Source organism: Streptomyces sp. NPDC054883, from assembly GCF_053610645.1.
Window position 1 is genome coordinate 70,209 of the sequence record NZ_JBSGYT010000017.1, and the last position, 18,381, is coordinate 88,589.

Annotated in this window: 16 protein-coding genes; 7 read left to right on the forward strand and 9 right to left on the reverse strand. The window is 73.7% G+C overall.

From position 1 onward, the window contains the following. Positions 1–11 precede the first annotated feature (11 nt). Positions 12–920: a LysR family transcriptional regulator gene (locus ACWGH1_RS15470; protein ID WP_453356918.1), complete on the forward strand. Its 909-nt coding sequence runs from the start codon at positions 12–14 to the stop codon at positions 918–920. Between the two features lie 42 nt (positions 921–962). Here ACWGH1_RS15470 and ACWGH1_RS15475 read toward each other — a convergent pair whose 3' ends face one another. Continuing rightward, on the reverse strand, positions 963–1,865 hold the full coding sequence (locus tag ACWGH1_RS15475; protein ID WP_453356917.1) for an alpha/beta fold hydrolase: 903 nt from the start codon (positions 1,863–1,865) through the stop codon (positions 963–965). A gap of 166 nt (positions 1,866–2,031) precedes the next feature. On the opposite strand from ACWGH1_RS15475, the gene ACWGH1_RS15480 reads away from it, so the two are divergent. Then, the gene (locus ACWGH1_RS15480) at positions 2,032–2,457 is read left to right on the forward strand and encodes a VOC family protein (protein ID WP_453356916.1); all 426 of its coding nucleotides are present in this window, start codon (positions 2,032–2,034) and stop codon (positions 2,455–2,457) included. Positions 2,458–2,527: 70 nt separating this feature from the next. Here ACWGH1_RS15480 and ACWGH1_RS15485 read toward each other — a convergent pair whose 3' ends face one another. Further along, the gene (locus tag ACWGH1_RS15485) at positions 2,528–3,622 is read right to left on the reverse strand and encodes a DUF3533 domain-containing protein (protein WP_453408721.1); all 1,095 of its coding nucleotides are present in this window, start codon (positions 3,620–3,622) and stop codon (positions 2,528–2,530) included. A gap of 176 nt (positions 3,623–3,798) precedes the next feature. Here ACWGH1_RS15485 and ACWGH1_RS15490 point away from each other — a divergent pair, with 176 nt between their 5' ends. The 3 genes from ACWGH1_RS15490 (at position 3,799) to ACWGH1_RS15500 (ending at position 9,358) form a co-directional block, all read left to right on the forward strand. Then, positions 3,799–7,254, forward strand: coding sequence for a DNA polymerase III subunit alpha (locus ACWGH1_RS15490; RefSeq protein ID WP_453352437.1), 3,456 nt, complete (start codon positions 3,799–3,801; stop codon positions 7,252–7,254). Next, positions 7,251–8,234, forward strand: a complete 984-nt coding sequence (locus ACWGH1_RS15495; RefSeq protein WP_453352436.1) for a DNA polymerase Y family protein — start codon at positions 7,251–7,253, stop codon at positions 8,232–8,234. Before ACWGH1_RS15490 ends, ACWGH1_RS15495 begins: the two co-directional genes overlap by 4 nt. Before the next feature lie 263 nt (positions 8,235–8,497). Beyond that, on the forward strand, positions 8,498–9,358 hold the full coding sequence (locus ACWGH1_RS15500) for an esterase/lipase family protein (RefSeq protein WP_453352435.1): 861 nt from the start codon (positions 8,498–8,500) through the stop codon (positions 9,356–9,358). 39 nt (positions 9,359–9,397) lie between these two features. Here the strand turns inward: ACWGH1_RS15500 and ACWGH1_RS15505 are convergent, their stop codons facing one another. The 5 genes from ACWGH1_RS15505 to ACWGH1_RS15525 form a co-directional block, all read right to left on the reverse strand. After that, complete coding sequence (locus ACWGH1_RS15505; protein ID WP_453352434.1) at positions 9,398–10,420, reverse strand: lytic polysaccharide monooxygenase; 1,023 nt, start codon at positions 10,418–10,420, stop codon at positions 9,398–9,400. 214 nt (positions 10,421–10,634) lie between these two features. Then, a complete protein-coding gene (locus tag ACWGH1_RS15510) occupies positions 10,635–12,131 on the reverse strand; it encodes a M4 family metallopeptidase (RefSeq protein ID WP_453352438.1) in 1,497 nt (498 codons plus the stop codon). Positions 12,132–12,439: 308 nt separating this feature from the next. Beyond that, complete coding sequence (locus ACWGH1_RS15515) at positions 12,440–13,492, reverse strand: M4 family metallopeptidase (RefSeq protein WP_453352433.1); 1,053 nt, start codon at positions 13,490–13,492, stop codon at positions 12,440–12,442. A 198-nt stretch (positions 13,493–13,690) separates the two neighbouring features. Beyond that, complete coding sequence (locus tag ACWGH1_RS15520; RefSeq protein WP_453352432.1) at positions 13,691–14,173, reverse strand: DUF402 domain-containing protein; 483 nt, start codon at positions 14,171–14,173, stop codon at positions 13,691–13,693. Then, positions 14,170–15,135 carry an N-acetyltransferase family protein gene (locus ACWGH1_RS15525; RefSeq protein WP_453352431.1) on the reverse strand — a complete coding sequence of 322 codons (966 nt, stop codon included), beginning with the start codon at positions 15,133–15,135 and terminating at the stop codon, positions 14,170–14,172. The genes ACWGH1_RS15520 and ACWGH1_RS15525 overlap by 4 nt, the downstream gene beginning before the upstream one ends. A gap of 71 nt (positions 15,136–15,206) precedes the next feature. Here ACWGH1_RS15525 and ACWGH1_RS15530 point away from each other — a divergent pair, with 71 nt between their 5' ends. Further along, a complete protein-coding gene (locus ACWGH1_RS15530; protein ID WP_453352430.1) occupies positions 15,207–15,599 on the forward strand; it encodes a GntR family transcriptional regulator in 393 nt (130 codons plus the stop codon). Between the two features lie 27 nt (positions 15,600–15,626). On the opposite strand, the gene ACWGH1_RS15535 is transcribed toward ACWGH1_RS15530, so the two are convergent. Both ACWGH1_RS15535 and ACWGH1_RS15540 read right to left on the reverse strand, forming a co-directional pair. After that, positions 15,627–16,169: an FABP family protein gene (locus tag ACWGH1_RS15535; RefSeq protein WP_453352429.1), complete on the reverse strand. Its 543-nt coding sequence runs from the start codon at positions 16,167–16,169 to the stop codon at positions 15,627–15,629. A 94-nt stretch (positions 16,170–16,263) separates the two neighbouring features. Then, a complete protein-coding gene (locus tag ACWGH1_RS15540; protein WP_453352428.1) occupies positions 16,264–17,364 on the reverse strand; it encodes a DUF5925 domain-containing protein in 1,101 nt (366 codons plus the stop codon). 199 nt (positions 17,365–17,563) lie between these two features. Between ACWGH1_RS15540 and ACWGH1_RS15545 the strand changes: the two genes are divergently transcribed. Continuing rightward, positions 17,564–18,376: an SGNH/GDSL hydrolase family protein gene (locus ACWGH1_RS15545; protein WP_453352427.1), complete on the forward strand. Its 813-nt coding sequence runs from the start codon at positions 17,564–17,566 to the stop codon at positions 18,374–18,376. Positions 18,377–18,381: the final 5 nt, after the last annotated feature.

Genomic DNA, 18,381 nt, shown 5'->3' on the forward strand with positions numbered 1-18,381 from the left:
AATCACCGGTTATGGATGTGGATCTGCGTGACCTGGAGCTCCTGACCGCCACCGCCGAGGCCGGCTCGCTGACCGCCGCCGCCGAGCGGCTCTACGTCAGCCAGCCGGCCCTCAGTCAGCGGCTCACCCGGCTGGAGGGTCGTCTCGGCATGCCCCTCTTCGACCGCAAGGGCCGCCGCCTGATCCCCAACGCCGCGGGTCGCCGGCTGCTGGTGGCCGCCCGCCACGTCCTCGGTGAACTGGAGTCGGCGACCCGCGACCTGCGTGAACTGCGCGACGGCCGCGACCGGCGGGTCCGCTTCGCGGCGCAGTGCAGCACCACCTTCCCGTGGCTGCCGCCCGTCCTGCGCGCCTTCCGCGAGCGCGAACCGGACATCGACGTGCGCATCGAGACCGTCGCCGACGACGCGCCGATCCCGGCGCTGCTCGCCGACCTGGTCGACGTAGCGCTGGTCACCACGCCGGACCTGCAGGTGGACCGGGTGTCCCTGACCAGGCTGTTCGAGGACGAGATGGTGGCCGTGGTGCCCGTCGGACACCCGTGGGCCTCCCGCGCGCACCTGACGGCCCGTGACTTCGACGGCGCCGACCTCGTCCTCTACGACTTCTACGACCAAAAGCGGATCCCGTCGATGCCGCTGCCGATCCCCGCCGGGGCCCGCCCGGCCAGGATCACCACCATGCCGGTGGTGACCGACCTGGTGGTCGAGATGGTGGCGGGCGGCCAGGGGGTGACGGTGCTGCCCAACTGGGTGGCCGCCCCGTACGCGTCCTCGCACGGCCTGGCGCTCGTCGGCATCGGCGCCCGGCCGCTGACCCGCACCTGGTTCTGCGCCACCCGCCCGGGCCCGCGTCCGCCCCACGTGGACGCCTTCGTCGAGGAGCTCACCGGCCTGCTGACCGCCCAGGTGAGCGGCTGATGCCGTGACCGGATCCCGGCCCGGCCGGCGGCCGGAGTCCGGCTACGCCGGCTGCTGTTGGCCGGGGAGGGGGACCGGGAGGTCGCGCAGCAGCCAGGTCAGTACGCCGGGCAGCGCGCGCAGGGCCGCGAAGTGCGCGGCGGCAGGATCGAAGGTGGTGGTGGCGCCCGGGATGCGGCGGGCCAGCCAGCGGGAGTGCCCCACGGGCGAGAACACGTCCAGCTCGCCGTGCCAGATCAGCACCGGGCAGCGGATGTCGGCGGGGTCGAAACCCCAGGGGCCGCTGAACGCGATCGCGTCGTCGATCCACCCGTACGCCGAAGTGCGGACGCCCTCGCGGTAGTTGCGCAGCAGCATCGCCCGCAGACCCGCGTCCGCGACGATCATGCGGTCGTTCTCCGTCAGCTCCCGGCGCAGGTCCTCCAGCAGCCGGCGGGGATCCTCGCGGATGCCCTCGGCACGGGGGATCAGCCGGGCGGCGAACCCCTCGGGGTCGTCGTAGGCCTTGGTGTACTCCTCGACGTTCGAGGCGGCCATGCCGTCGAACCAGTCGAGGTCCTCCGCGTCCCGCGGCGCGAGCGGGACCAGGGCCGCCGTGCGGGTGACCCGGTCCGGGAGCAGGGCGGCGCAGGCCAGCGCGCCGGGGCCGCCGCCGGAGCGGCCGGCGACGGCGAAGCAGTCCAGGCCGAGCGCGTCGGCGATCGCGGCCACCTCCCCGGCCACATCGGCGACGGTGCGGCCCGGATGCCGGTCGGAGCCGCCGTAGCCGGGCCGGTCGTAGGCGATGAGCTGGACCCGCCGCTGGTAGAGGACCATGCCGCGGGGCGCCGGCCCCAGGCGGCTGCCGGGGGTGCCGTGGAGCAGGAAGACCGGCTTGCCGTCCGGGTCCCCCCAGCGCTCCACCATCAGAGTGCGGCCGTCGGCGGTGCGCACCTGGTTGCGCACGCGCTCCCTCCCTCACGTTCGACGCGAGCAGTCAGGGTGATTGTGCGCTTCGGTGCAGGAGTGCGGTAGGGCGCACCGGGCGGCAATTTCCCGGCCGCCCCGGAGCGCCGCCTCCCGCCCCTGGCGCCTGCGCCCGTGCGGGCGTCGCCCACGGCACAGTGGGGACATGAACGCAGACGACGACAACGTGCTGGCCCGGGGACGCGTGGCGACCCGGCTTCCGGCCGGGGACCTCGACCGCGCGCGGCGCTTCTACTCCGAGCGGCTCGGCCTGGAACCCGTGGACGAGCGGCCCGGCGGGCTGCTGTACCGGTGCGGCAGCAGGGAGTTCGCGGTGTTCCGGTCGACGGGGTCCTCGCCGGGCACCTTCACCCAGATGGGGTGGGAGGTCGACGACCTGGACACGGCCGTGTCGCAGCTCAAGCAGCGCGGCGTGGTGTTCGAAGAGGTCGACGTACCCGGGTTCCGGACCAGGGACGGGATCGCCGAGATCGAGGGGAACTACCCGAGCAAGGGCTCCCGGGGCGAACGCGCCGCCTGGTTCCGCGACAGCGAGGGGAACCTGCTGGGCATCGGCGAACCGGTCGCCTGAGGAGACAACCCGAGGAGACGACCGGTCGCCCGAGGAGGCACCCGGTCGCCCGAGGAGCGCGGCGCGCCGGTCAGGGCCCCGGCGTCCGGGCGGCGGGGCCCGCCGTGCCGCTGCCCACCGCCGGACCGCCCTTGCCGTGCTGCAGGACCGCGCAGACCAGGGTGACGGCCGAGCCGAGGACCGCCCAGGCGGCCAGCACCAGCATCGCCGGGCCCGCGTCGTTGCCCCGGAAGTACGTGATCGAGCGGGCGGCGTACGTACCGGCGCCCGGTGGCAGGGCCGGTCCGATGGCCTTCCAGAACGGCGGCAGCAGCGGGTACGGGTACGCGCCGCCCGCGCTCGGGTTGCCGAGGACGACCACCAGCAGGATCGCCAGGCCGATGCCGACCACCCCCGCCACGCCCTGGAACGCCAGGGTGATCGCGCCCACGGCGAAGACGACCAGGGTGCCCAGCCCCCACAGGGCCGGCACGCTGCCGGGCAGCGCTCCCAGGACCGGGCCCGCGATGACCGTGCCCAGCAGCCCGGCGGTGATCGAGTACAACAGCAGCGAGCCGAGCCGGATGACGGCGCGGGCGGAGTTCGCGGGCCGTGCGCCGGCGCTGATCGCGAGGACCGCGGCGCACAGGTAGCCGCCGACGCACCAGCCCACGACCAGGTAGAAGGAGCTCAGGCCGCGGGCGTCCCCGGCGGCGGCCGGGGCCACGTCCACGATCCGCAGATCGCGCCCCTGGGCCGCCTCGGCGCGGCCGACGACCTCGGCGAGCGCCTGTGAGAGCGAGGCCCCGGCGCCACTGGCGACCAGCAGCCGGTCGGTCTTCCCGGCCGGGTCGATGACCAGTGCGCCGTCCACGTCCCGGTTCCTGACCCGCGCGAGCGCCGCCGCCTCGTCCGGGACGGTGCGGGTGTCGAGCGGGTCGCCGGGCAGGGCGTCGAGGCGCTGCGCGGAACGGGCGGCGACCTGTTCGGCCGGCGCGGTGACCGCGAGGGGGATCCCGCTCGGCTCGGGGTGGTGGAACGCCCCGATGTAGGAGGTGATGAAGGCGAGCTGGAGCGCCAGTACGCCCAGGACCAGCAGGAAGGCCCGGGTGCTGACGGCGTCCTTGATCTCGGCGGGGAAACCGCCGGAGGGGCTCGCGGGTGCGTCGGTGGTGGGCTGGGTCATGTCTCACACGTTCGGCGGACCGGGGACCGGGCGCAGCAGGGGTGGGCCGAACGGGGGCCGGGTCCGCCGGAACGGACGGCGGCCGGATGATCGAACAACTGTTTCGCACGGGTATTCGAATTGCTCTATGGTGGAGACGGGGGAGGTGTTCACCGAAGGGAAGCAGGAGGCCGCGGGTGCCCGGTTTTACGCATCTGCACACCGTTTCGGGGTTCTCCATGCGCTACGGAGGCTCCCACCCGGAACGGCTGGCGGAACGCGCCGCCGAGCGGGGCATGGACGCCCTCGCCCTCACCGACCGCGACACCCTCGCGGGCGCGGTGCGCTTCGCCCGGGCGGCGGCGGAAGCCGGGATCCGTCCCCTGTTCGGGGTCGACCTGGGCGTCGCCGGCAGCCCGGCGGCCGCCCCCCGCGCCGACTCCGCCGAGGACTCCTCCCGGCGGCGCAACCCCGTCCGGGGCGGCGCCTTCGTCGACGAGTCCGCCGCCCGGGCCGTCTTCCTCGCCCGCGACGGCGCCGCCGGCTGGGCCGAGCTGTGCCGCATGGTGACCGCCGCCCACGCGGGCTCCCCCGACGTCCCGCTCCTGCCCTGGCAGGAGCTGCGCGGCGCGAGCGGCGTGTACGTCCTGCTCGGCCCCGGCTCCGAAGTGGGCCGCGCCCTCGCCGCGGGCCGGCCGGACCGGGCCGCACGCCTGCTCGCGCCCTGGCGCGAGGTCTACGGGGACGACCTGCGCCTGGAGGCCGTCCACCACGGCCGCACCGGCACCGGGCCCGGCTCGCTGCGCCTGGCCGCCCGTACGGTCGGCTTCGCCGCCGAGCAGGGCGTCCCGGCCGTGCTCAGCAACGCAGTCCGGTACGCCGACCCCGGGCAGGGGCCCGTCGCCGACGTCCTCGACGCGGCCCGCCGGCTGGTCCCCGTCGACCCCCGCAAACCCCTCGACAGCGGCGAACGCTGGCTCAAGGGCCCCGCCGCCATGGCCGAGACCGCCGACCGGATCGCCCGGGCGGCCGGGCTGCGCCCCGCCGACGCCCGCCGGCTGCTCGCGGAGACCCGGCGGACCGCCGAGGCCTGTGTGGTGGACCCCGAGGACGACCTCGGCATCGGCTCCGTCCACTTCCCCGAGGCCCGGCTCGTCGGCGCCGCCCACCGCACCGCCCAGCGGGTCCTCGCCTCCCGGGCGGCGGCGGGCATGGTGCTGCGCGGCCATGCCGACGACCGCCGGTACTGGGAGCGGATGCACGCGGAACTCGACATCATCGCCTACCACGGCTTCGCCTCGTACTTCCTGACCGTCGCCCAAGTGGTGGACGACGTACGGGAGATGGGCATCCGGGTGGCCGCCCGCGGCTCCGGCGCGGGGTCCCTCGTCAACCACCTCCTCGGCATCGCGCACGCAGACCCCGTCGCCAACGGCCTGCTGATGGAGCGCTTCCTGTCCAAGCGCCGCCGGGTGCTGCCCGACATCGACATCGACGTCGAGTCCGCCCGCCGGCTGGAGGTCTACCGGCGGATCATCGACCGGTTCGGCGCCGAACGCGTCGCGACGGTCTCCATGCCCGAGACCTACCGGGTCCGGCACGCCATCCGCGACGTGGGCGCCGCCCTGTCCATGGACCCGGCCGCCGTCGACCGGCTCGCCAAGGCCTTCCCGCACATCCGGGCCCGCGACGCCCGTGCCGCACTCGCCGAACTGCCCGAACTCCAGGACGTACGGGGGGAGTCGCACGGACGGCTGTGGGAGCTGGTCGAAGCCCTGGACGGGCTGCCGCGCGGGATCGCCATGCACCCGTGCGGGGTGCTGCTCTCCGACGCCTCGCTGCTCGCCCGCACCCCGGTCGTGCCCAGCAGCGGCGAGAGCTTCCCCATGTCCCAGTTCGACAAGGACGACGTGGAGGAACTCGGGCTGCTCAAACTCGACGTGCTGGGCGTACGGATGCAGTCCGCGATGGCGCACGCCGTCGCGGAGCTGCGCCGCGCCACGGGGGAGGAGCTCGACCTGGACGACCCGGCGCAGGTGCCGCCGGGCGACCGGGCCACGTACGAGCTGATCCGCTCGGCCGAGACGCTGGGCTGCTTCCAGATCGAGTCCCCGGGCCAGCGCGACCTGGTGGGGCGGCTCCAGCCCGCCACCTTCCACGACCTGGTCGTGGACATCTCGCTGTTCCGGCCCGGCCCGGTGGCCGCCGACATGGTGCGCCCGTTCATCGAGGCCCGGCACGGGCGGGCCCCGGTCCGCTTCCCGCACCCGGACCTGGCGGACGCGCTGCGGGAGACGTACGGGGTGGTGGTCTTCCACGAGCAGATCATCGAGATCGTGCACGCCCTGACCGGCTGCGGCCGCGACGAGGCCGACCGGGTGCGGCGCGGGCTGTCCGACCCGGACTCGCAGGGCCGGATCAAGGTCTGGTTCGCGGCGACCGCGCGGGCCCGCGGCTACTCGCCGGAAGTGATCGCCCGGACCTGGGAGATCGTGGAGGCCTTCGGCTCGTACGGGTTCTGCAAGGCGCACGCGGTGGCCTTCGCCGTCCCCACGTACCAGTCCGCCTGGCTCAAGGCCCACCACCCGGCCGCCTTCTACGCCGGACTGCTCACCCACGACCCCGGCATGTACCCGAAGCGGCTGCTGCTGGCGGACGCGCGGCGCCGGGGCGTGCCGGTGCTGCCGCTGGACGTGAACCGGTCCTCGGTCCGCCACCGTATCGAACTGGTGTCCGAGATTCCGCCGCTGTGGGGGCTCCGGCTCGCGCTGGCCGACGTCCACGGCATCAGCGAGGGCGAAGCCGCCAGGATCGAGGCGGGCCAGCCCTACGCCTCCCTGCGCGACTTCTGGGACCGGGCCCATCCGGGCCGGCCCGTGGCCGAACGACTGGCCCAGGTGGGGGCGTTGGACGCGTTCGGCGCGAACCGCCGGGACCTGCTGCTGCACCTGAGCGAACTGCACGGGGCCCAGCGCGCGGCCGACGCCCGCGGAAGCTCCCAGCTCCCCCTCGGCGGCGGCCGCTCCACCGCGCCCGTCGGGCTGCCCGACCTCAGCGAGGCCGAGCGGCTCAGCGCCGAACTGGGCGTCCTCGGCATGGACGCCTCGCGGCACCTGATGGCGGACCACCATGCCTTCCTCGCCGAACTGGGCGCCGTCCCGGCGCGGCGGCTGCGCGACACCGAGCACGGGCGGACCGTGCTGGTCGCCGGCGCCAAGGCGGCCACCCAGACCCCGCCCATCCGCTCCGGCAGGCGGGTCATCTTCACCACCCTCGACGACGGGACCGGCCTGGTCGACCTGGCCTTCTTCGACGACAGCCACGAGGCCTGCGCCCACACCGTCTTCCACTCCTTCCTGCTGCTGGTGCGCGGAGTGGTGCAACGGCGCGGCCCGCAGAGCCTGAGCATCGTCGGGGCGGCGGCCTGGAACCTCGCCGAACTGGTCGAACTGCGCGCGGAGAGCGGTCTGGAGGCGGTCACCGCCCGGCTGGCCGAACCGGTCCGCGAAGAGACCGCGCCCCCCGCCCCCGGCCGCCGGATCCACCTGCCGACCGGCTACGAGATGAACCCGTGGGCCGACCTCCAGCCGCCCGGGACGGGCCCCGCGACCGGGCGCAAACTGTGGCACTCCAGCCCGGGGAGCGCGGGATGAGCAGCGCGATCCTGCACGTGCGGTGCGCCCCCGCGCTGACCGGCGAGGGCTACCGGGAGGTCCTGGAGCTGCTGCGGGAGTTCTCCCCGCTGGTGCAGGCCCTGCCGCCGCGCGCCGCGCTGGTCCAAGTGGGCGGAGCGCAGCGCTACTTCGGCGCGGGCGCCGCCCGCATCGCCGAGGTGGTCCGGCTGCGCGCGGTGGCCCGGCTGGGCACCGACGTCCGGATCGGGGTCGCCGGCACCTGGTCGGTGGCGGCGACGGCCTCCGCGCGCGTGTCCGGACCCGGCGGGGTCCTGGCCGTCCCCGCGGAGGCGGTGCCCGGCTTCCTCGGGCCGCTGCCGGTGGAGGCGCTGTACGGGCTCGGCTCCCGGCAGGCCGAGGCGCTGCGCGGCTACGGGCTGCATACGATCGGGGCGCTCACCGAGGTGTCGCCCGGGGTCGTCGAGCGGATCCTCGGCAAGCGGGCCGGCCGCCTGGTCGTGGACCGCGCGCAGGGGATCGACCCGCGCCCGGTCGTCCCGAAGGACCTGCCCTCCTCGGCCGCCGTCCGCACCCGGTTCTCCCGGGAGGAGCTGGACGGCCCGCACGCCCGGGCCGCGCTGCTCGCCCTGGTCGTCCGGCTCGGCGCCACCCTGCGCGGGCGCCGCCAGGCCGCGCGGGCCCTGACCCTGACCCTCCAGTTCGCCGGGGGCACCCGCTGGGAGAAGACCCGGCGGCTGACGGAGCCCTCCGCCCACGACGAGGACCTGCGCGCCATGGCGTACCGCCTGATGGACGCGGCCGGCCTGCAACGGGCCCGGCTGACCGGCGTGGTGCTCCGGGCCGAGGACCTGACCGGTGCCGAGGGAGTCTCCCGCCAGCTCACCCTGGACCCGGTCCGCGAGTCCCGGCTGACGATCGAGGCGGTCATCGACCGCGCCAACGCCCGCTTCGGCCCGGGCACGGTCCGGCCGGCGGCGACCTTCGGCAAGGCCTCGTAGGGCCGGGAGGGGCGACGGCGCGTACGCCGCCGCGGGCATGTACGCCGCACCGGCACGTACGCCGCGCAGGCCCGTGTCCCGTGCACCCGTACGCCTCCGCGCCTCGCAGTAGCCCGGAGGGCAGCTCGACACCCGAGTTTTTACCGACGCGTAACTTCCAAGTCTTGCTACCCGCCCGTAATTTAGCCGCAGCAGCTCCCCTTGTGATCCGGATCACGGGACCCACCCCCCGCACCATCCCCATGACGCAAGGAGATCACCCGATGCTGCCCTGGCGCCGCCTGCTCCGCCCGCTGGCCGTCCTCACCCTCGCAGCCGCCGCGCTCGTCGCCCCCACCGGCACCGCGCAAGCCGCCTCCGCCCCCAGCAGCGGCTGGAACGACTGGACCTGCAAGCCCTCCGCCGCGCACCCCCGTCCCGTCGTACTCGTACACGGCACCCTCGGCAACTCCGTCGACAACTGGCTCGGCTTCGCGCCGTACCTCGTCCACCGCGGCTACTGCGTCTACTCCCTCGACTACGGGCAGATCCCCGGCCAGTCCTTCTTCAACGGCCTCGGCCCCATCGACAAGTCCGCCGTCCAGCTCGGCACCTTCGTCGACCGGGTACTGGCCTCCACCGGCGCGGCCAAGACCGACATCGTCGGCCACTCCCAGGGCGGCATGATGCCCCGCCAGTACCTCAAGTTCCTCGGCGGCGCCGCCAAGGTGGGCGCCCTCGTCGGACTCGCCCCCGACAACCACGGCACCACCCTGTCCGGCCTGACGCAGCTGCTCCCCTACTTCCCCGGCGCCGAAGACCTGATCAGCACGTCGACCCCGGGCCTCGCCGACCAGATCGCCGGCTCCCCCTTCGTCACCAGGCTCAACGCGGGCGGCGACACCGTCCCCGGAGTCGCCTACACGGTGATCACCACCAAGTACGACGAGGTGGTGACCCCGTACACCAGCGGGTTCCTGAGCGGGCCGAACGTGCACAACGTCGTGCTCCAGGACCTGTGCGCCCTCGACCTCTCCGAACACGTGGCAATCGGCCTGACCGACCGCATCGCCTGGCACGAGGCGGCCAACGCCCTCGACCCGGCCCACGCCGAACGGACCACCTGCGCCTCGGTCTTCCAGTGACCGGCCGTACCCGGGCCGGAGCCTGACCCGGGGCATGGGCTAGCGGCCGTGACGGCCCGCCGTCGTACGGCGGCGGGCCACCGCGAAGAGCACGGCCGAGCCGACGGCCAGGGTGCCCGCCCCGGCGATCGCGATCATCGGGGCGGAGCCGTCGCCGCCCGTCTGCGCGAGGTCGCCGGCCGCGGTCACCGCCGCCGACGGCGAGGCGAGCGGGGACTCGGCGGTCGAGCCGTTCGTGCTCGGGTCGTTGTCGCCGTGACCGCCGTGCTCCACCGTCGACTTGGCCGCGCCCTCGGAGATCTGCTCGTCCGTCGGCGGCTTGGCGACCGGGCCGTCCGACGGCTTGGCACTCGCGGCGGCGCCGCCGGGCTTCCCGGTGTTCCCGGTGCCGCTCGGCTTCGGGCCGGGCCCGCCGCTCCCGCCCTCCTTGCCGAAGACCACGTCCGAGCAGGTGTAGAAGGCCTCCGGGCTGTCCGAGCGCTGCCAGATGCTGTAGATCAGGTGCCGGCCGCTCTTCTTCGGGACGGTGCCGGAGAAGACGTAGTCACCGCCCCGCATCCCCGGGTCGGTGACCTTCGCGAACGGCTCCGGCTCCAGGTCGGACCACTTCAGCGGCTTCGCCGGGTCGTAGCCGTCCTTCGTCACGTACAGCTCGAACGTGCCCTTGTGCGGGGCGGTGCCCTTGTAGCGGAAGGTGTGCGCGCCGGACGTCATCGCACTGGCCGGCCAGTCGGCCCGGGGCAGGTCCAGGCCCCGGTACTTGTCGTTGCCCGCCGAGCACAGCTGCCCGTTCGGGATCAGGGCGCGGTGGTTGCCCGCCGCGTTGGCGATGTTCACCGCGTTCCAGTCGTAGAGCGCCTGCGCGCCGCCCGCCGCGACCGCCGCCTTGCAGGCCGCCGACCGAGGTGATTCGGGGCCTTCCGCGTAGCAGGCCGCCACCCGGCTGACCGGGTCGGTCATCGAACCGTGCGCGGCCGCCGGCGCGGCGGCGTACGCGGCCACCGCGAGCGGGGCGAGTCCGGCGGCGGCGATGCGGCCGGCGGTACGGATGGCGGTGCGCATGGTGGATCTCCTCCGGGCGGCGGCGAGGGTGGGTACGCCGGGGAGGGCCGGCCGGCGCGTCCCCGGACACGAGGTGTCTCCGACGCCGTCCCCGGCCCTCCCTGGCCCCGCCAACCTAACGGCCCCGACCTGCGGTTCCGTGCGGGTCGGGGCCGTCGAGGCGATCCTTAGGCCGCTCTTAAGGCGGAGGTAAGCAGCCCCTGAGGAAGGGGGCTCACTTCACGTTGACCGCGGTCCAGGCAGCGGCGACCGCCTGGTACTCCGTGCCTCCCGTTCCGTACAGGTCCGCGGCGGCCTTGAGGGACGCCACCCGCGCTCCCGCGTAGTCCGTCGAGGAGGTCATGTACACCGACAGCGCCTTGTACCAGATCTTGTACGCCTTGGTCCGGCCGATGCCGGCCACGGTGGAGCCGTTGGCGGTGGGGGAGTCGTAGCTGACGCCGTTGATCGTCTTGGCGCCGCTGCCCTCGGACAGCAGGTAGAAGAAGTGGTTCGCGACACCGGAGGAGTTGTGGACGTCGAGGCGGCCGACGTTCTTGTCCCAGTAGTCCGCGGAGGCGCCGTCGCGGCTCGGCTTGTCCATGTACCGCAACGGCGTGCCGTTCCCGCGGATGTCGATCTTCTCGCCGATGAGGTAGTCGCCGGGGTCGGAGGAATTGGCGGCGTAGAACTCCACCGAGGTGCCGAAGATGTCGGAGGTGGCCTCGTTGAGGCCGCCGGACTCCCGGGTGTAGCGCAGCCCGGCCGTCGAGGCGGTCAGGCCGTGTGACATCTCGTGGCCGGCCACGTCGAGCGAGGTCAGCGGCTTGGTGTTGTTCGTGCCGTCGCCGTAGGTCATGCAGAAGCAGCTGTCGTCCCAGAACGCGTTGACGTAGGCGTTTCCGTAGTGGACGCGGGAGTACGCCGCGACGCCGTCGCCCCGGATGCCGAGCCGGCCCAGTTCGTTCTTGTAGAAGTCCCACGTCACGGCAGCGCCGTAATGGGCGTCGACGGCGGCGGTCTGCCGGTTGGCGGGGGTGCCGTCGCCCCAGGTGTCGTCGGCGTCGGTGAACAGGGACCCGGTCCCGTTCGTCCCGCCGGCCAGGTCGTAGGTCTTGTGGCCGCCGCGGGCGGTGTCGTTCAGCTCGAACTGCGAGCCGTTGGCCTTCGTGCCGACGGTGACCGAGCCGCTGTACTCGCTGGCACCGATGCCCGTCTCGATGGCGTCGTAGGAGTAGAGCACCTTGCCGCTGCGGGCGTCGGTGACGGTGTGCAGCTTGCTCGGCGTCCCGTCGTCACCGACGCCTTCGGTGACGCTCTCCCAGGCCAGTACCGGCGCTCCGCCGACGGCCCAGACGACCTTGCGGGCGCCCTTGGGGGCCGCGAGGGAGGCGGTCTTGGTGTCCACGGATATCCGGGCCCCGTAGGCCTTCGTGGTGGAGCGCGCGCCGTTCTTGGCGTGCACGACCAGGTCGCCGCCGAGAACCGGCAGGCCGGCGTACGTGCGCTCGTAGCGCGTGTGGACGGTGCCGTCCGCGTCCTTGACGACGTCCCGGGCCACGAGCCCTTCCTGGTCGCCGAGGTCGATGGCCTTGGCGGTGGACGGGGCGTCGGACTGCGCCTGGGCGATCGCGGAAGCGCGCGCCGTCCCGGTCAGCGAGACGGCCGTGGCGCCGGCCTCGCGCTCGGCGGCGGCGTTGGCGGGGCCGCTCTGCACGGCGAGGGCGACCATCGCGGCGGAGGCGACGAGGGCGGCGGCGCGGAGGGCGTGAACGCGGCTGCGGGAGGCGGGGGTTGAGGACGTGGGGTGGGTCACTCGTTGCTCCTTGGCTTGCCAGTGGGGGGCAGTTGTGGAGACAGTGCCAGGAAGTCACCCCTGATTGGCAGGTGCGCAACAAGAATTTGACCTTCTCGTTGTCCGGAGAACGCAAAGCGGTGTCCGCTCGGCGGTGAATGTGTCCGGTTTCGGAAGGAGTTGCTCCACTGCCGCCCCCGGGCCCACGGCCCAGGGGCGGCAGCGGCTGCGCGCGAGCGGTGGGGTTACCCGATACCGGGGATCTGCCGCGCGGCGAAGGCGGCGCGGACGGCATCCGCCGCGGTCTTGCCGTACATGCGCTGCGCCGTCGAGATCGTCGTCCGCGCCGCGTCCGCGAAGTCGGTGTCGGCGCGGAAGCCGAACTGCGCGTTGACGATGATCCGGTCGGCCGTGCGGGCCCCCAGCGCGCCCCGGATGTCGAAGAGCGCGCGCGACCAGATCTCCCCGTCCGAGTGCACCTCGCCGACCCGGTCGGCGTACACCTTGGAACCGTCGATCCGCCGCAGGCAGTGCGGGGCGGCGCTGTAGCCGGTCGAGTCCCAGTCGCCGACGCACGCCAGGTCCGTCTTGCGCGGCCAGCCGTATACATCGTCCGCGTGCGCGCCGACCTCGACCGCGAGGTAGTCGCCGAACGCCTCGCCGATCGCGCCCGCCTCCGGGGAACTGCCGAAGCCCGGGACCTGCGCGTCGTGCACCGCGTGGCCGTACTCGTGGACGATCACCTCGGCGTCCTCGGCGTCGTCCACCCCGCCCTTGCCGAAGCGGATCTCGGCCTTCTTGTCGGAGAAGAAGGAGTTGTCGGCGCCCCACTGGTTGATCCGCACCGGCTGGGCGCGGTCGTTGGCTCCCGGCAGTTCGCTCCCGAAGCCCAGGCCCTGGAGGTACTCCTGCGCCTCGTTCACCCAGAAGTACGCCATGACCTGCTCGAACCGGTCGTCGGCGCGGTCGTACCCGGCGGCGTCCGAGGTCTTCGCGGAGGGGCCGGTGTCCGAGCGGACGTACGCCCACTTCCCGGACAGCGAGCCGCTGGCGTCCAGGTTGCGCAGCGGGGCGAGGGCGTAGGCGGAGGCGGGCACGGCGTCGGCGCCGTCCTTGGTGTCGGTCAACGTCTGGTCGCCGGAGGACTGGACGGGATTGACCATGAAGACCCGGGCCTGGGGGAGCCGCGTCGGCGCGGGGTCCGCCGAGGGCAGGGCCGAGACCGGACCGGCCAGGGCGAACAGCGCCGCGGTGGCGGTGCCCGCGCAGACGAGGCCGCGGGGTATGCGGCGAGCCATAGACGTCCTCCTGTAAGGAAGTGGTGGCGTGGTGAGGCCGTGATCCTCGCCCACGCCGACTCCTGAGCGCCAGGGGCGGGAGGGAAGTGACGGTGGATCCGCGCAACGGCCCGGCGCACGGGCCCGTACCACCGCGGGCCCGTGGAGCGATGCACCGCACCGAACACCGCAACCCGGCAAACCTTCCCGGCCACAGCACTAGGCGAGCAGCCCGGGCAGCCCGGCAGGGGTCCGGGCCTGGGCTTCGAGGGAGTCGAGGGCCCGTACCGCCCGGGCGGCCGCCTCCGGGTCGCGTTCGGCGAGGCCGCTCGCCGCGAACTCGTCCTCGTCCAGGCGCAGGACGCTCGACCCGTCCCCGGAGACCCACAGGTCGAGGTCCAGGTCCTCCACCACGATCTCGCCGTCGCCGACCACGGCCGGCCGGGTCACGTCGCAGTACCAGCCCTTGAGGTGCCCGTCGGCCGTCCGCACCTCCTTGACCGCGTACCAGCGGCTGCGCCAGAAGTGCTCGGTGAACACGTCGCCCGGCTCGAAGCGCACGAAGCCGAAGTCCCGTACGTCCTCGGCCGCCCAGGGAGCGCGCACCGACAATCGGTCTCCGGTGTCGGTGAGGAGTACGGCCGGGTAGCGGATCTTGGTGCGGCCGGCCTTGACGAGGGCGACGGTGAGCAGGTCGGTCATGCTGTGGCGTCCTTCGGGTCCGAGCGGGGAACGAGTCGCTTCGCGAAGCGGGTCTCGGTGGCGCGGATCTCGTATCCGAACCACTTGTTGACGGCGAGCATCGGCGCGTTGCCCGCGTCGTTGCCGGTCAGCGCCTCGGTGCAGCCCGCCGCGAGGGCCCGGTGCAAGGAGGCGGTCTTGGCGAGCTTGGCCAGGCCGCGGCCGCGGTAGGCGCGGCGGGTGCCGGTCATCGCCGAGCCGTAGCGGCCCTGTCCGTCGGTCCGCGCGGCCGAGAAGGCGGCCACGACGCCGTCGACGAGGACGACCGTCGTCAGGTCGTGGTCGAGCGAGGGCTCGAGCCACACGTCGGTGAGCCAGTCGTCGTAGTCGTCCAGGGCCACCGGTACGTCGCCCGGTTCGTCGGACGAGGCCTCGGCGTCGGCCTCGTACAGCGGGCGCGGATCGTCCGCGAACGCAGAGGCGGGGCGCAGTTCGACGCCGGGCGGCAGCGCGGCCGGGTACGGGGGCAGGGCCGCCGCGGAGAGCTCCAGGCGCAGGAAGTGCGCGCAGCGGCTGGGGCGGTAGCCGTGCCGGGCGGCGAAGGCGTGGTCGCCGGGCCCGTCCAGGACCCAGGCGTACGAGTCCACCGCCCCGGCGGCGGCCAGGTGCTCCTCCGCCGCGCGCAGCAGGGCGCTCCCGGCGCCGCGGCCGCGGTGGGCGGGGCCGACCTGGAGGTTGACGTAGCCCCGGCCCGGCTCGGGGCTCTCGTGCGCGATGCCGGCCTGGGCGGTGGCGACGGCCACGCCGTCCGCACGCTCGGCGAGCAGGACCCGGTGCCGTTTGCCGGGATGGGCGGAGGTGACCTCGTGGGCCACCCCGGCCGCGGTGGTGATCATGAACGGGAGGGCGGACCGGCGCAGGCGCACGACGGCCTCGACGTCCCCGGGATCACCGGGGCGCAGGTCACGGATCGAAACGGTCATGCGGCCGACGCTAAGCGCGCGGGCGCCTTCGGCGCCTGCGAATTACCCCGGCGGTGGGGGACAATCGGCCCGTGACCTCGACTCCGACCCACCTCAAGATCAAGATCGACGGCGCGGCCGGCGCCGCCGCCCCGTACGAGCAGCTGCGCGCGCAGATCGCGGACGGGGCCCGGACCGGGCGGCTGCCGGTGGGGTTCAAACTGCCGACGGTGCGGGGGCTCGCGGAGGAACTCGGACTCGCGGCGAACACGGTCGCCAAGGCCTACCGGGCCCTGGAGGCGGACGGCGTGATCGAGACACGGGGGCGCAACGGGACCTTCGTGGCCGCCGCCGGGGACTCCGCCGCGCGGGAGGCGGCCGCCGCGGCGCAGGCGTTCGCGGACCGCGCCCACCGGCTGGGCCTGTCCCGGGCCGAAGCCCGGGCGGCGGCGGAGGAAGCCCTGCGGGCCCGGTACGGCTCATGAGCCCCGCGCGCCGCGGGCGGCCGCAGGTCAGGCCTTGCGGGGGCTGAGCCGCGCCATCAGGTGGTGCTGCATCGGCTGGCCCACGGCCTCCATCTCCTGAACCACGATCAGCTCCCCGCCCTCCAGCGCGTACCGGCGCCGCATCCCGGTCACCTCCTTGGCCCGGGGGGTCACCGACACGCTCCGGGTCGCCATCTCGATCTCCGTACCGGACACCCGGCCGACGTAGGTCTCGACGACCCCGGTCGGGTGCGCCAGCACCACCTCCAGGGAGGCGTCGGGCATGACCCGCCACCAGCCGGTCTCCCGCCCCGACGGGCGCAGCGCCGCGCCGGCTTCGTCGATCAGCCAGGCGCGGGACTCGTAGCGCAGGAAGGGCCTTCCGTCATGGCTGAAGGTGACCTCCTGCTCGTACCGGAACCCGTGCTCCAAGGTCGGGTACTCGCCGATTCCCCGGCCGTGCCAGCGCCCGATGAGCGCCAGCACGGGCCGTAGCTGCGGGTGCGGCTCCGGGCCCTCACCGAGGACGAAGGTGTCGGGGTAGGGGTTCTCCTGCGCCGGTTCGAGCACGTGGACTCCTGTTCGGGGTGCCCGGGGACGCCGGGCACGGCGGGACGAGGTCTTCGGCGCCATTGTCCTCGCCCCGGGGCCGCCGGGACGGGACCTACAGGTAGAGCCCCGGCTCCGCGCCGTGGCCCTGCGGCGGCAGCAGGGCCGCCGTCGGGCCCGTACCGCGGCGCAGGGCGAAGAGTTCGGCCAGGGTGGCGCCCTCGCGGGAGAGGCCCTCGTCGGTGCCGAGCCAGTCCGCCGCCTCACGTTGCGTCAGCCGCCCCACCTCGATCCGGGCCAGGCAGCGGCCCGGCCGGACCACCGCCGGGTGCAGGCGCTCCAGGTCCTCGTTGGTCGTCACCCCGACCAGGACGTTGCGGCCCTGACCGAGCAGTCCGTCCGTCAGGTTCAGCAGCCGGGACAGCGCTTGCCCGGCCTGGTGGCGGGCCTCGCCGCGGATCAGCTCGTCGCAGTCCTCCAGCAGCAGCAGCCGCCAGCGGCCCTTGGCCGTGCCCTCGTCCTCGCCGATCGCGATGTCCATCAGGTAGCCCACGTCGTTGAACAGCCGCTCCGGGTCCAGGACGCAGTCCACCTGGCACCAGTCCCGCCACGACCGGGCCAGCGTGCGCAGCGCGGAGGTCTTCCCGGTCCCGGGCGGCCCGTGCAGCAGGAGCAGCCGGCCGGCGATGTCGTCCGGGGTCACCTTCATCAGCCGGTCCATCGCCTCGGCCACCGGCGCGGTGTAGTTGGGCCGCACCTCCGCCCAGGTGCCCGCCGCGATCTGCCGGGTCGTGCGGTAGGGGCCGCGGCGCGGGGAGACGTACCAGAACCCCATGGTGACGTTCTCCGGCTGCGGTTCGGGTTCGTCCCGCGCTCCTTCCGTGGCCTCGCCGAGCACGCCCGTGGCGAGTTCGTCGCTGACGGCCGTCACCGTCACGTCCGCGCCCCGGCTCCAGCGCGACACGAGCATGGTCCAGCCCTGGCCCTCGGCGAGCGTGGCGCTGCGGTCGGTGTCGCGCGCCGAGCGCAGCACGGTGGCGCCGGGCGGCAGCAAGGTGGCCTCCGCCTTGACCCGTTCGATGGAGACGCTGTGCGAGTACGGCTGCTCGCCGGACGCGAACCGGCCGAGGAACAGGGCGTCGACGACATCCGACGGCGAGTCGCTGTCGTCGAGGGTGAGCCGGATCGGCAGCGCGTCGTGCGGGTTGGCTGACATGGCGTCCATGATCCGGCACGAACTGCCCACCCGCACCCGTGTTTCGCCGGATCGAGTGCTCGGGTTCCCCCTTCAAACCCCTCGGCGGTGAAGGTTCGGAGCGGACCCGACTCCGAACATTCTTGGCATGAACACTTCCAGCCAGGCCGTGTGCGCTGTACCAACGACTCAGGAGTAACCCCCACTAGGAGCCGCACACATGAGCAAGAGCCTGTCGCGCTTCGCCACCCTCACCTCCGCCCTCTTACTCGCCGCGGGCGCCGCCCTCTTCGGCGCAGGCCAGGCGGCCGCCTCCGCCCAGGCCGACTTCGGCTACGTAGCCCTCGGAGACTCGTACTCCTCCGGCGTGGGCTCCGGCAACTACGACAGCGGGAGCGGTGACTGCAAGCGCACTTCCCGCGCCTATCCGGCCCTGTGGGCCGCCGCCCACTCCCCGCAGACCTTCTCGTTCGTCGCCTGTTCGGGCGCCCGGACGGGTGACGTGCTCTCGGGCCAGCTCGGCCCGCTGAACTCCGGCACCGACCTCGTCAGCATCACCATCGGCGGCAACGACGCCGGATTCTCCGACGTCATGACGACCTGTGTGCTCCAGTCCGAGTCCACCTGCGTCAACCGCGTCAACCAGGCCAAGGCGTACGTCGACTCCACCCTGCCCGGTCAGCTCGACCAGGTCTACAACGCCATCTCCAGCCGCGCCTCGGCCGCCCACGTGGTGGTCCTCGGCTATCCCCGCTTCTACCAGCTGAACGGTTCCTGCATCGCGGGTCTGACCGAGGGCGAACGCAGCGCCATCAACGGCGCCGCCGACTACCTCAACGCCGCCATCGCCAAACGCGCCGCCAACCACGGCTTCACCTTCGCCTCGGTGACCGGCGCCTTCACCGGACACGAGATCTGCTCCGGCAGCGCGTGGCTGCACAGCCTCAACTGGGCCGACATCGGCGAGTCCTACCACCCGACCGCCACCGGGCAGTCGAGCGGCTACCTGCCCGTCTTCACCGGCAAGGCATAAGGACC